Raw genomic sequence first — 13,261 nt, 5'->3', positions numbered from 1 at the left:
GAACAACACGTCCACCAGCACGGGTAACTAGAGCCCGGCCAGCTGGGGCAACGTCGCGTGGGCGATCAGGAAATAGATGATCAGCCCGGTGCCGTCGACGATCGTCGCGATCATCGGTCCGGACACCACTGCCGGATCCACTCGCAGCTTCTTGAGGAGCGGCGGCAGCACCGACGCGACGATCGACGCCCACAGCACGATCGCGGCCACCGTCAGCGACACCGTGACGGTGACCTGCGGACCCACCCCGAGGGTCCACGCGCGGATCACGGCGGCGACGGCCATCGTCGCGGCGATGAGGAAGCCGGTCGACACCTCCTTGGCCAGGATCCGGGGGAGATCGCGCAGCCGCACCTGTCCGGTTCCCATCGCGCGAACGAGTGTCGTGGTGATCTGGGTGCCGGTGTTGCCGCCGGTGCCGATCAGCAGCGGGATGAAGAACGCCAGCGCGACGACGGCCTCGAGCTCATCCTCGAACGCCCGCAGCACCGTGCCGGTATAGGCCTCGGCCACGAAGAGCACGAGCAGCCACACAATTCGCTTGCGCCACAGCCGAAATGGTGAGGCCCGAAGATAGGGGACCTCCAGGGGTTCGGAGCCGCCCTGGCGTTCGGCGTCGCGCGTTGCCTCGGTCTCGATGATGTCGGCGGCCGCGTCGGCGGTCAGCACCCCGAGCAGCCGGCGCTGGTCGTCGACCACCGGCAGCGCGGCCAGTTCATAGTCGACCAGCGACTGGGCGGCCTGCTCGGCATCGACCAGCGGGCGCACCCAGACCGGATCCGCACTGCTCAGTTCCGCGACGGCCTGATCGGGCCGGGCCAGCACCAGATCTTGGAAGTCGAGGAAACCGATCAGCCTGCGGTCGGCGTCGATCACGTAGATCAGCGCGCCCTGCCTGGCCCGGCCGCGTACCTGGGCGCTCTGGTCGCGGATCAGTGCCTCGGCCTCGGCGGCCGTGATCGAGTCGGGGACGGTGAACACGTCGGGCAGCATGTGCGCGGCGACCGACGCCGGCGGCCACCGCAGTACGTCGCGCAGCGTGGCTGCCTGCGACTCATCGATCTGATCGAGAAGTGTGTCGCGGGCCGGATTCGTCAGCCGCCGAAGGATCTCGGCGGCCTCGTCGGTTTCGATCGTCTCGAGCCAGCGGGCGGCCTGCGCGGTGTCCGCCGCCTGCACGATCCGGGTCGCCAGGTCGGGGTCCACCGAGCCGAGCAGTTCGGGGCCCGTCGCCGCGGTGAGCAGCGCCACGAAACCGGCGAGCTTCTCCCGCGACATCGCGCCGACCTGGCGGGTTCGCTCCATCGATCCGACCGAGCGAAGCCACCCGTCGACCGCGTCGGGAGAGTCCAACTGGGCGGCGCGGACCGGTAGAACTCCGAGCACACCGACGTCGAGACCGGGACCCTTCATCGCACTCCTCAGCATTCGCAACGTGCCGTCCTGGGAGGTATGAGATCGCACCGATGGCGCGCCGAGGCGCTCCAGAGGGTGGCGGCGCTGAAGTGTTCATCGGCCGTTCACCCCGTGGGCCCGTCCTGTCACGTACGTCACACACCGCCCGGCTGGCCTGCAGATATCCGTGGTCGGTCACCCCGGGCGACCACCGATCGGGCCGCTGAGCAGGACGGGCAATAGGTGGACGCCCGGGGTGGTCCATACTGTCTGTATGACGAGGCTGGACACCGTCGAACGGGCGGTCGCCGATATTGCGGCGGGCAAGGCCGTCGTCGTCATCGATGACGAAGACCGTGAGAACGAGGGCGACCTGATCTTCGCCGCCGAGAAGGCGACGCCGGAGCTGGTCGCGTTCATGGTCCGCTACACCTCGGGCTACCTGTGCGTCCCGCTGTCCGGCGAGATCTGCGACACCCTCGGGCTGCTGCCCATGTACGCGGTCAACCAGGACAAGCACGGCACCGCCTACACCGTCACCGTTGATGCCAAAAATGGTGTGGGAACCGGTATTTCGGCGGCCGACCGGGCCACGACCATGCGGCTGCTTGCCGATCCGACCAGCGTCTCGGAGGATTTCACCAAGCCCGGGCACGTCGTTCCGCTGCGCGCCAAGGACGGCGGCGTGTTGCGCCGCCCCGGTCACACCGAGGCTGCCGTCGACCTGGCCCGGCTGGCCGGTCTGCAGCCGGCCGGGGCCATCTGCGAGATCGTCAGCCAGAAGGACGACGGCTCGATGGCCCAGACCGACGAGCTGCGGGTTTTCGCCGACGAGCACGACCTGGCCCTGATCTCCATCGCCGACCTGATCGAGTGGCGGCGCAAGCACGAGAAGCACATCGAGCGGATCGCCGAGGCGCGTATCCCGACCCGGCACGGTGAGTTCCGGGCCGTCGGCTACTCCAGCATCTACGAAGAGGTGGAGCACGTCGCGCTGGTCCGGGGCGATATCTCCGGGCCGGAGAACGACGGCCACGACGTGCTGGTCCGGGTGCACTCCGAGTGCCTCACCGGCGACGTGTTCGGGTCGCGGCGCTGCGACTGCGGTCCGCAGCTGGATGCCGCGCTGGCGATGGTGGCCCGTGAGGGCCGCGGCATCGTGCTCTACATGCGCGGGCATGAGGGCCGTGGCATCGGCCTGATGCACAAGCTGCAGGCCTACCAGTTGCAGGACGCCGGCGCCGACACCGTCGACGCCAACCTCGAGCTGGGATTGCCCGCCGACGCGCGCGACTACGGCATCGGCGCGCAGATCCTGGTCGACCTCGGGGTGCGCTCGATGCGACTGCTGACGAACAACCCGGCCAAGCGGGTGGGTCTGGACGGCTACGGGCTGCACATCATCGAGCGGGTGCCGCTGCCGGTGCGGGCCAACGCCGAGAACATCCGCTACCTGATGACCAAGCGTGACCGGATGGGTCACGACCTCACCGGACTCGAGGACTACGACGAGGTCGTGCCCGGCGATCTGCCCGGAGCCCTCTGAGTATGAGTGGAGGCGCCGGCGTCCCGGATTTTCCGGAGATGGACGCATCGGAGGTGTCGCTGGCGATCGTGGCCAGCACCTGGCACGCGAGAATCTGCAACGCGCTGCTCGACGGTGCCCGCAAGGTGGCCGAGGACTCCGGCGTGCCCAATCCGACCGTCGTCCGGGTGCTCGGCGCGATCGAAATCCCGGTCGTCGCACAGGAACTCGCTCGTACCCATGACGCGGTCGTCGCGCTCGGCGTCGTAATCCGCGGCCAGACACCGCATTTCGACTACGTCTGCGACGCCGTCACTCAGGGACTGACGCGTGTCTCGCTCGACGAGTCGACGCCGGTGGCCAACGGGGTGTTGACCACGAACACCGAGGAGCAGGCGCTCGATCGCGCCGGACTGCCCGATTCGGCCGAGGACAAGGGTGCCCAGGCCGTCGCCGCCGCGCTGTCGACCGCATTGACACTGCGCCACCTGCGCGGGGCATGACAACGACCGACAGCGACTGGGATGTGGTGCTGCGGCCCCGCCTGACGCCGTACGTCGCCTATGTCGTGGCCTTCATCATCGCCACCTCCGGGATCGTGGTCGGATTCCTGTTGAAGCTGCGCTACACCGGGGCCATCATCCAGACCGCCGATCAGGTGTCGATGGGTGTCCTCGGGGTGATCCTGGCCGCCGCGGTCCTGCTGCTGGCCACCCCGCGCGTCCGGGTCGGCCCCGCCGGCATCGGGGTCCGCAACATCCTGACCGAACGGGTCGTGGAGTGGAAAGACGTTGTCGACGTGTCCTTTCCGCAGGGTGCCCGGTGGGCTCGGATTGATCTGGCCGACTACGAATACGTTCCGGTGTTGGCCATCCAGTCGGTGGACCGGGAGCGCGCGGTGACCTCGATGGACACGTTGCGCACGCTGGCCGCGAAGTACGGAGTCACCGGATCGTGAGTCTCATCACCACTTCGCCCGCGGCCCCGCCGGTGGGCACCTCGGTGAACCCGAGCCCCTCGTAGACCTTGCGGGCGTCGGTGTTGTCGGGCGCCATCCGCAGCGTCGCGGTGCGCACCCCACGACGGCCGGCCCAGTCCAGCGCGGTGGCCACCAGACGACGGCCCAGCCCGTGCCCGCGCGCACTTGGCTCGAGCCACAGCGAGTACACGTAGGCGGTCTCCGCGCTCTCCTGGTAGGCGGCGACCACACCGATGGCCCGGCCGGCCTGGATCGCCACGAATTGCGCGTGATCGCGCAGCCGTCTGCGCCAATCGGCAGGGGTGAAGCGGGCCTCGGCGACGTACTGCGGGTCCGCGGTGCCGAACGTGTCGGAGAGGGCGCGCAGCCGGAGTTCGGCGAATTGTTCCCAGTCCGACTCGGTGAGACGGGTGATGCGCGCTGCAGGCACGTCGTCGACGGTAATGCTTGTCGGCGCGGAGCAGTCGGACGGCACGACTAACCTGGGACCGTGCCCGATCCGTCGACTTACCGCCCGGCGCCCGGGTCGATTCCCGTCGAGCCGGGTGTCTATCGATTCCGGGATCCGCACGGCCGGGTGATCTACGTCGGCAAGGCGAAGAGCCTGCGCAGCCGGCTGACGTCGTACTTCCAGGATCTCTCCGCCCTGCATCCCCGCACTCGCCAGATGGTGACCACCGCGGCCAAGGTCGAGTGGACGGTGGTCAACACCGAGGTCGAAGCGCTGCAGCTGGAATACAACTGGATCAAGGAGTTCGACCCGCGGTTCAACGTCCGCTACCGCGACGACAAGTCCTATCCGGTGCTGGCCGTCACGCTGGGCGAGGAATACCCGCGGCTGTTCGTCTACCGCGGACCGCGGCGCAAGGGCGTCCGCTACTTCGGCCCGTATTCGCACGCCTGGGCCATCCGCGAGACCCTCGACCTGTTGACCCGGGTGTTTCCCGCCCGCACGTGCTCGGCGGGAGTGTTCAAGCGGCACAGCCAAATCGAGCGTCCCTGCCTGTTGGGCTACATCGACAAGTGCTCGGCGCCGTGCGTCGGCCGGGTCAGCACCGAGGAACACCGCAAGATCGTCCTGGACTTCTGCGACTTCCTGTCCGGCAAGACCGACCGCTTCGCCCGTGAGCTCGAACACCAGATGAACGCCGCGTCGGCCGAGCTCGACTTCGAACGGGCGGCCCGTCTGCGCGACGATATCGCCGCGCTCAAGCGCGCGCTGGAGAAGCAGGCCGTCGTGCTCGGTGACGGCACCGACGCCGACGTGGTCGCCTTCGCCGACGACGACCTGGAGGCCGCCGTTCAGGTCTTCCACGTCCGTGGCGGGCGGGTACGCGGCCAGCGCGGCTGGGTGGTCGAGAAGCCCGGCGATCCCGGTGAATCCGCGGAGGCCCAGCTGGTGGAGCAGTTCCTCACCCAGTTCTACGGTGAGCAGGCCGAATTGGGCGGTGCCGCAGACGAATCCACCAACCCGGTGCCGCGCGAGGTGCTGGTTCCGTGCCTGCCGCCGAACGCCGACGAGCTGGGTGACTGGCTCTCGGGGCTGCGCGGCTCGCGGGTGGCACTGCGGGTGCCGCAGCGCGGCGACAAGAAGGCGCTTGCCGAGACGGTGCACCGCAATGCGCAGGAGGCGTTGCAGCAGCACAAGCTCAAGCGTGCCGGCGACTTCACCGCCAGATCTGCTGCGCTGCAGAACATTCAGGAGTCCCTGGGGCTGGCCGACGCGCCGCTGCGGATCGAATGCGTCGATATCAGCCATGTCCAGGGCACCGATGTGGTGGCCTCGCTGGTGGTCTTCGAGGACGGCCTGCCACGCAAATCCGACTACCGTCATTTCGCGATCCGGGAAGCCGCGGGCGGGGGTCGCTCCGACGATGTCGCGTCGATCGCGGAGGTCACCCGGCGCCGCTTCACCCGGCACGTCGCCGAGCAGCAGCAGAGCGTCGAGGAGTTCTCCGCCGAGGGGAAGTCGCGCAAGTTCGCCTACCCGCCGAATCTGTACGTCGTCGACGGCGGCGCCCCGCAGGTCAACGCGGCCCAGGCGGTGCTCGACGATCTCGGCGTGACCGACGTTGCGGTGATCGGCCTGGCCAAGCGTCTCGAGGAGGTGTGGGTGCCCGCCGAACCGGACCCGCTCATCTTCCCCCGCAACAGCGAGGGCCTCTATCTGCTGCAGCGGGTCCGCGACGAGGCGCACCGCTTCGCGATCACCTACCACCGCAGCAAGCGGTCCAAGCGGATGACGGCCTCGGCACTGGATGCGGTGCCCGGCCTCGGCGACATCCGGCGCAAGGCGCTGGTGACTCACTTCGGATCACTGGCCAGGTTGCGGCAGGCCAGCGTCGACGAGATCACCGCGGTACCGGGGATCGGGACGGCAACGGCCGCCGCGGTGCTGGAAGCGCTAGGCGTGACAGTGAATTCGGCGGGATCGGCTGCGCAGGGCGAGCCGGTCGGTGAAGATCAGTCTGCTGAACAGGCGACCACATGACAGATCACAGCACAGGCGAAGACATGCGCACCGGCCAGACCGGCGAGGAATCGGGTATCGACGTGGTCTTGGTGACGGGCCTGTCCGGCGCCGGCCGGGGGACCGCGGCCAAGGTACTCGAAGACCTCGGCTGGTACGTGGCCGACAACCTGCCGCCCGAACTCATCGCCAGGATGGTCGACTTCGGTCTGGCCGCCGGCTCCCGGATCACCCAGCTGGCGGTCGTGATGGATGTCCGCTCCCGCGGGTTCACCGGCGACCTCGACTGGGTACGTAACGAGCTGGCGACCCGCGGCATCCATTCGCGGGTGCTGTTCATGGAGGCCTCCGACGACATCCTGGTCCGCCGCTACGAGAACAACCGGCGCAGTCACCCGCTACAGGGCAACCAGACCCTGGCCGAGGGCATCGCTGCCGAGCGCACGATGCTGGCCCCGGTGCGCGCGTCGGCGGACTTGGTCATCGACACTTCGACGCTGTCGGTGCACGGCCTGCGGGAGAGCATCGAACGGGCCTTCGGTGGCGAGACCGTCGCGCAGACCAGCGTCACCGTCGAATCGTTCGGCTTCAAGTACGGCCTGCCGATGGACTCCGACATGGTGATGGACGTCCGCTTCCTGCCGAACCCGCACTGGGTCGACGAGCTCCGGCCGCACACCGGTCAGCACGCGGCGGTCCGCGACTACGTCCTGAGCCAACCCGGTGCCACGGAGTTCCTGCAGACCTACCATCAGCTGCTGAAGCTCGTCGTGGACGGCTACAGCCGGGAAGGGAAGCGATATATGACCGTGGCCATCGGCTGCACCGGGGGCAAGCACCGCAGTGTCGCCATGGCCGAAGCGCTCGCGGGGCTGCTCGAGCACAACCAGCACCTGACGGTCCGCGTGCTGCACCGTGATCTGGGTCGCGAATGACCCGTATCGTCGCCCTGGGCGGTGGGCACGGTCTGTACGCGACGCTGTCGGCCGCGCGTCGACTCACCCACGACATCACCGCGGTGGTCACCGTCGCCGACGACGGCGGATCGTCGGGCCGGTTGCGCAGCGAGCTCGATATCGTGCCTCCGGGTGATCTGCGAATGGCATTGGCCGCCTTGGCTTCTGACAGCCCCCACGGCCGGCTGTGGGCCACCATCCTGCAGCACCGGTTCGGTGGCAGCGGCGCGCTGGCCGGGCATCCGATCGGCAATCTGATGCTGGCCGGGCTCAACGAGCTGCTGGCCGACCCGGTGGCCGCGCTCGACGAACTGGGCCGCATCCTCGGCGTCAAGGGCCGGGTGCTGCCGATGTGCCCGATCGCCCTGCAGATCGAAGCCGACGTATCGGGTCTGGACGGCGATCCACGGATGAGCCGGGTGATCCGCGGGCAGGTGGCGGTGGCGACCACCCCGGGCAAGGTGCGCCGGGTGCGGCTGCTGCCCGGCGATCCGCCCGCCACCCGGCAGGCGGTCGACGCCATCATGACCGCGGACCTGGTGGTGCTCGGGCCGGGGTCCTGGTTCACCAGTGTCATCCCGCACGTGCTGGTGCCGGAACTGGTCGCGGCGCTGCAGGCCACCCCCGCCAGCCGCGCGCTGGTGCTGAACCTGGCGGCCGAACCGGGGGAGACCGCCGGCTTCTCCGCGGAGCGCCATTTGCACGTTCTGGCTCAGCATGCGCCGGGCTTCGTCATCGACGAGATCGTCGTGGACGCGGCCCGTGTCCCGTCTGACCGGGAACGTGACCAACTCAGACGTACCGCAAGCCTGCTGGAAGCTTCAGTTCGGTTTGCCGACGTCTCCAGACCTGGTACACCTTTACATGACCCGGCGAAGCTGGCTGCAGCGCTTGACGGTGTGCGCACCCGGAACACGGTTCCTGCGCCATCTTCCCTCCCGCCGGCGGTGCAGGGACCTACTGGCAACGGACCGAGAGGTGACGACCCGTGGCGATGACGGCCGAGGTCAAGGACGAACTCAGCCGGTTGGCGGTCAATTCGGTGACTGCCCGCCGCGCGGAGGTGGCCTCGCTGTTGCGCTTCGCCGGGGGGCTGCACATCGTGTCGGGCCGGGTGGTCGTCGAGGCCGAAGTGGACCTGGGCATCATCGCCCGCCGGCTGCGCAAGGACATCTACGACCTGTACGGCTACAACGCCGTCGTGCACGTGCTCTCGGCCAGTGGCATCCGCAAGAGCACCCGGTATCTGGTGCGGGTCGCCAAGGACGGTGAGGCGCTGGCCCGCCAGACCGGCTTGCTGGACATGCGCGGCCGACCGGTGCGGGGGCTACCCGCGCAGGTGGTCGGCGGTAGCGTCGGCGACGCCGAGGCGGCCTGGCGCGGCGCGTTCCTCGCGCACGGCTCGCTCACCGAGCCGGGTCGGTCGTCGGCTCTCGAAGTCAGTTGTCCCGGACCGGAAGCCGCGCTGGCGTTGGTCGGTGCCGCACGCCGGCTCGGCGTCAGCGCCAAGGCCCGCGAGGTGCGGGGGACCGACCGCGTCGTGGTGCGCGACGGCGAGGCCATCGGTGCGCTGCTCACCCGGATGGGTGCCCAGGACACCCGGCTGACGTGGGAGGAACGGCGGATGCGCCGTGAGGTGCGCGCCACCGCCAACCGGCTGGCCAACTTCGACGACGCGAACCTGCGCCGTTCGGCCCGCGCCGCGGTGGCCGCCGCCGCCCGCGTGGAGCGGGCCTTGGAGATCCTGGCCGACACCGTGCCCGACCACCTGGCCGCCGCGGGACGGCTGCGGGTCGAACACCGTCAGGCGTCACTGGAGGAGCTGGGCCGCCTCGCCGACCCGCCGATGACCAAAGATGCTGTCGCCGGCCGTATTCGGCGGCTGCTGTCGATGGCCGACCGCAAGGCCAAGCAGGACGGCATCCCCGACACCGAGTCGGCGGTTACGCCCGACTTGCTGGAAGACGCTTAGCCACGTATTCCTTCAGTTCCTCGGAGAGGGCGTCAGCGGCCAGCAGTCGGGGCAGCAAGGCGGGCTCCAGCATTTTGGCGCGGAAGACGAGGCCGATCGTCACGTCATGATCGGGCCGGTCCTCGATCTCGACGGTGTCGCCGGCACGCACGGTCCCCGGTGAGATCACCCGCAGATAGGCGCCGGGTTTGCCGGCATTGGTGAACGTCTTGATCCAGCCGTCGATGTCGAGGAACTTCGCGAAGGTCCGGCACGGGGTGCGAGGCGCCGAGACCTCGAGCAGAAGTCCGTCGGTGCCGACTCGCCACCGGTCGCCGATGCGGGCATCGGTCACGTCGATGCCGGCGGTGGTGAAGTTCTCACCGAACATCCCGTCGGCCAGCGGGCGCGCCAGCAGCGTCTGCCACTCGTCGAGGTCCTCGCGGGCGTAGGCGTAGACGGCTTGGTCGTCACCGCCGTGCAACTTCTGATTGCCGATCGTGTCACCGACAAGGCCGCTGCCCAGCCCCTCGCGCATCGGACCTGGCGCACGCACCAGTACCGCCGCGGTGGTGCTGACCTTGTCGATGCCCGTCGGCTTCGGTGCCTTGGTGTCCGGATTCGTTCGGGCGCGGGCCGACAGATTGACCGACAAAACGCTTGCCATCACAACAGCGTAATGGCGGGGCATGATTCGAGCCGGGCGTGTGTTCGAACCGACTCAGCCACAATGCCGTTCTTCTATCATCGAACCGTTGACAGATTCACTGACACCCGCGCTGACCCGCGCGTCCTCACGGCTTGCGCGGCCAGGGACCCCGGCTGTCAGCATCGGAATCCACGTACTGGTGTTCGCGCTGTGGGTCACGTTGTTCCTGCTGGCGTTTGGCCGCGGCGGGGTGCTGGCCTGGTCGGTCGGCCTGGCCTACCTCGGCTACGACGCCGCACTTCAGGTGTTCACCGGGTGGCAGATCCGCACGCTCGGCCGTAGCGCGCCACCGGCCGACGTCGTCACGGACCGGCTGACGCTGGCCGTCATCGTCGCCGCGCACAACGAGGCCACCGTGCTTCCACACACCCTGGCGGCGCTGCTCAGCCAGACCGACCCACCCGACGAGATCCTCATCGCCGACGACGGATCGACCGACGCCACCGCTGAAATGCTGTGCAGGGATTACGGTTTCGCGGTTCCATCGGTGGGGCAGATACGTGTCGGCTCGACGGCGCTGCGCTGGCTGCGGTTGCCGCACGGGGGCAAATCAGCGGCCCTCAACGCCGCGCTGCTGCGCACCGACGCCGACATCATCCTCACCGTCGACGCCGATACCGTGCCGGACAGCGGCGCGATCAGCGCAGTGCGCCAAGCCTTTTCGCGTGAGCCCGAGCTGGTCGCGACCACCGGTGTCATCACCCCGCACTGCCCGCCCACCGCACTGGGGCGCGCGATGCAGTGGTTCCAGACCTACGAGTACATCCGCAACTTCCTGGGCCGGTATGCCTGGATGCGGGTGGGCTGCCTGCAACTGATCTCCGGGGCGTTCGCCGGTTTTCGCCGCGATGCGGTCACCGACGTCGGCGGATTCGACGACGCCTGCCTGGTCGAGGATTACGAGCTGGTGGCCCGCATGCGGCGGTTTGCCGGAGAACGCGGACTGGACTGGCGCTTTCGGGTGCTCGGTGACGCTCAGGCCCGCACCGAGGCGCCCGCGTCGGTGCCCGCCTTCCTTCGGCAGCGGCGCCGCTGGTTCGGCGGGTTCCTGCAGACCCACTGGTGGTATCGGGGCATGGTCGGTGATCCCCGGTTCGGCCGGCTCGGCACCGTCATGTTGCCGGTCAAGGCCATCGACACGGTGGCACCGCTCTACGGGCTGACCGCATTCGGGCTGCTGATCTACTTCCTGGCGACCCGGAACCTGACCGTGCTGGCGCCCGTGCTGGTGGTGATCGTCGGCAAGCTCGTCATCGACATGGCGTTCGGGGTGTGGGCGCTACGCCACTACCGCCGCTGGGTCGGTGATGCCGGCCGGGCCAGCCTGCCCGCCGCGGCCGCCGCGCTGGTGATCGAACCGGTGACGTTCACGCTCCTGCTGCACACCGGCGCGGTGCTGGGCTGGACGGCGTTCCTCGGCGGTGCGCACCGGTGGGGCCCGCAGCGCAGGGGCTAGCGTTTGAGTCATGGCTGAGGTCCTGCGCGTCGGTGCGGCGTTCCCGGATCCGCCGTTCAACTCTGCGCAGAACTCCGGCCTCGACGTCGAGCTGATGACCGCGATCGCCGAACAGCTCGGCGCCGAAGTTCGTTTCATCCACTACGAGGGCCGTGACTTCAACGGCATCTTCGACGCGCTGGACTCCGGCGACTTCGACTGCGTCGCATCGGGCACCACGATCACCGGATCCCGCGCGCTCAAAGCGGCGTTCTGCGATCCGTACCTGATCTCCGGCCAGGCGTTGGCCGTCGACACCACCCGGCTGCCCGAGGTCACCTCTATCGAGGACCTCGACGGCCTGACGATCGGCGTGCAACAGGGCAACACCAGCCAGCCGATCGCCAACCGGCTGCTGGCCGACGAGAAAGTGGCCCGGGTGCGGGTCTACGACTACGGCAGCATCCGCAGCGCCCTGCGCGACCTGACCACCGGCCGCTGCGACGCCTTCATGAAACTGGACCCGGTGCTGACCACCTTGGCCGAGGCGGTGCCCGGCGTCACCGTCGTGCAGCGCGGCATCACCACCGAGAAGATCGCGATCGCGGTGCCCACCACCGACACCGCGCTACTCGGCCGGATCAACGTCGCGCAGGCCGCTCTCGAGCAGGACGGGACGCTGCCCGCGATCCGGGAACGCTGGACCGGCTCGCCCCGCGCCGACCAGAGATCGGGTGACCTCTAGGCGGTCGCGCACGGCGGTGAGCAGGACACTAGGCTGGGCGCAAGTGTCAGAAGCAACTATGAGGAGACAAGGTGACCATCCGGGTTGGCGTTAACGGCTTCGGTCGAATCGGGCGCAACTTCTTCCGGGCTCTTGACGCGCAGAAGGCGCAGGGCAAGAACACCGATATCGAGATCATCGCGGTCAACGATCTGACCGATAACGCGTCTCTTGCGCATCTGTTGAAGTTCGACTCCATCTTGGGCCGGTTGCCCTACGAGGTGAGCCTCGAAGGCGAGGACACCATCGTCGTCGGCGACACCAAGATCAAGGCGCTGGAGGTCAAGGCCGGACCGGCCGACATCCCCTGGGGCGACCTGGGTGTCGACATCGTGGTGGAGTCCACCGGCATCTTCACCAAGCGCGAAAAGGCTCAGGGCCATCTGGATGCGGGGGCGAAGAAGGTGATCATCTCCGCGCCGGCCTCTGATGAGGACATCACCATCGTGCTGGGTGTCAACGACGACAAGTACGACGGCAGCCAGAACATCATCTCGAATGCGTCGTGCACCACGAACTGCCTGGGCCCGCTGGCCAAGGTGCTGAATGACGAGTTCGGCATCGTCAAGGGTTTGATGACCACCATCCACGCCTACACCCAGGACCAGAACCTGCAGGACGGCCCGCACAGCGACCTGCGTCGCGCTCGCGCCGCCGCCCTGAACATCGTGCCCACCTCGACCGGCGCGGCCAAGGCCATCGGCCTGGTGCTGCCGGAGTTGAAGGGCAAGCTCGACGGCTACGCGCTGCGGGTGCCGATCCCCACCGGCTCGGTGACCGACCTGACCGCCGAGCTGAGCAAGTCGGCCACCGCCGAGGAGATCAACGCCGCGATGAAGGCCGCCGCCGACGGCAAGCTCAAGGGCATCCTCAAGTATTACGACGCACCGATCGTCTCCAGCGACATCGTGACCGATCCGCACAGCTCGATCTTCGATAGCGGTTTGACCAAGGTCATCGACAACCAGGCCAAGGTCGTGTCCTGGTATGACAACGAGTGGGGCTACTCCAACCGTCTGGTGGACCTGGTCGCGCTGGTCGGCAAGTCCCTGTAGTA

General features: G+C 68.4%; 13 protein-coding genes. 10 read left to right on the top strand and 3 right to left on the bottom strand.

Annotated elements, in window-relative coordinates; all coding sequences use genetic code 11:
• Positions 1-27: 27 nt before the first annotated feature.
• Complete coding sequence (gene mgtE, locus EV580_RS01465; protein ID WP_133689386.1) at positions 28-1,413, bottom strand: magnesium transporter; 1,386 nt, start codon at positions 1,411-1,413, stop codon at positions 28-30.
• Positions 1,414-1,669: 256 nt separating this feature from the next.
• Here mgtE and EV580_RS01460 point away from each other — a divergent pair, with 256 nt between their 5' ends.
• The 3 genes from EV580_RS01460 to EV580_RS01450 are packed head-to-tail and all read left to right on the top strand — an operon-like array spanning position 1,670 to position 3,878.
• Positions 1,670-2,941, top strand: a complete 1,272-nt coding sequence (locus tag EV580_RS01460; protein WP_133689385.1) for a bifunctional 3,4-dihydroxy-2-butanone-4-phosphate synthase/GTP cyclohydrolase II — start codon at positions 1,670-1,672, stop codon at positions 2,939-2,941.
• Positions 2,942-2,943: 2 nt separating this feature from the next.
• Positions 2,944-3,423, top strand: coding sequence for a 6,7-dimethyl-8-ribityllumazine synthase (gene ribH / locus EV580_RS01455; RefSeq protein WP_133689384.1), 480 nt, complete (start codon positions 2,944-2,946; stop codon positions 3,421-3,423).
• Positions 3,420-3,878: a PH domain-containing protein gene (locus tag EV580_RS01450; RefSeq protein ID WP_133689383.1), complete on the top strand. Its 459-nt coding sequence runs from the start codon at positions 3,420-3,422 to the stop codon at positions 3,876-3,878. Before ribH ends, EV580_RS01450 begins: the two co-directional genes overlap by 4 nt.
• Here the strand turns inward: EV580_RS01450 and EV580_RS01445 are convergent.
• Positions 3,865-4,329 (bottom strand): GNAT family N-acetyltransferase, encoded by a 465-nt coding sequence (locus EV580_RS01445; protein WP_133689382.1) that lies wholly within the window; start codon positions 4,327-4,329, stop codon positions 3,865-3,867. The genes EV580_RS01450 and EV580_RS01445 overlap by 14 nt on opposite strands.
• A 60-nt stretch (positions 4,330-4,389) precedes the next feature.
• Here EV580_RS01445 and uvrC point away from each other — a divergent pair, with 60 nt between their 5' ends.
• The 4 genes from uvrC to whiA are packed head-to-tail and all read left to right on the top strand — an operon-like array spanning position 4,390 to position 9,297.
• On the top strand, positions 4,390-6,390 hold the full coding sequence (gene uvrC, locus EV580_RS01440; RefSeq protein WP_133689381.1) for an excinuclease ABC subunit UvrC: 2,001 nt from the start codon (positions 4,390-4,392) through the stop codon (positions 6,388-6,390).
• Positions 6,391-6,413: 23 nt separating this feature from the next.
• Complete coding sequence (gene rapZ / locus EV580_RS01435) at positions 6,414-7,304, top strand: RNase adapter RapZ (protein WP_502703915.1); 891 nt, start codon at positions 6,414-6,416, stop codon at positions 7,302-7,304.
• The gene (locus tag EV580_RS01430; protein ID WP_133689379.1) at positions 7,301-8,323 is read left to right on the top strand and encodes a gluconeogenesis factor YvcK family protein; all 1,023 of its coding nucleotides are present in this window, start codon (positions 7,301-7,303) and stop codon (positions 8,321-8,323) included. The genes rapZ and EV580_RS01430 overlap by 4 nt, the downstream gene beginning before the upstream one ends.
• Positions 8,320-9,297, top strand: coding sequence for a DNA-binding protein WhiA (gene whiA, locus EV580_RS01425; protein WP_094478415.1), 978 nt, complete (start codon positions 8,320-8,322; stop codon positions 9,295-9,297). Before EV580_RS01430 ends, whiA begins: the two co-directional genes overlap by 4 nt.
• Here whiA and EV580_RS01420 read toward each other — a convergent pair.
• On the bottom strand, positions 9,269-9,943 hold the full coding sequence (locus EV580_RS01420; RefSeq protein WP_133689378.1) for an MOSC domain-containing protein: 675 nt from the start codon (positions 9,941-9,943) through the stop codon (positions 9,269-9,271). The two genes, whiA and EV580_RS01420, sit on opposite strands and share 29 nt — an antisense overlap.
• An 88-nt stretch (positions 9,944-10,031) precedes the next feature.
• Between EV580_RS01420 and EV580_RS01415 the strand changes: the two genes are divergently transcribed.
• The 3 genes from EV580_RS01415 (at position 10,032) to gap (ending at position 13,259) form a co-directional block, all read left to right on the top strand.
• Positions 10,032-11,441 carry a glycosyltransferase family 2 protein gene (locus tag EV580_RS01415; protein WP_255525493.1) on the top strand — a complete coding sequence of 470 codons (1,410 nt, stop codon included), beginning with the start codon at positions 10,032-10,034 and terminating at the stop codon, positions 11,439-11,441.
• A gap of 10 nt (positions 11,442-11,451) precedes the next feature.
• Positions 11,452-12,165 carry an ABC transporter substrate-binding protein gene (locus tag EV580_RS01410; RefSeq protein ID WP_133689377.1) on the top strand — a complete coding sequence of 238 codons (714 nt, stop codon included), beginning with the start codon at positions 11,452-11,454 and terminating at the stop codon, positions 12,163-12,165.
• 71 nt (positions 12,166-12,236) lie between these two features.
• Positions 12,237-13,259: a type I glyceraldehyde-3-phosphate dehydrogenase gene (gene gap / locus EV580_RS01405; protein ID WP_133689376.1), complete on the top strand. Its 1,023-nt coding sequence runs from the start codon at positions 12,237-12,239 to the stop codon at positions 13,257-13,259.
• Positions 13,260-13,261 lie beyond the last annotated feature (2 nt).

The sequence above is a fragment of the Mycobacterium sp. BK086 genome (assembly GCA_004362315.1).
GTDB lineage: Bacteria > Actinomycetota > Actinomycetes > Mycobacteriales > Mycobacteriaceae > Mycobacterium.
The sequence above is the reverse complement of the archived record's forward strand: the minus strand, read 5'-3'. Positions and strand labels throughout refer to the sequence as shown.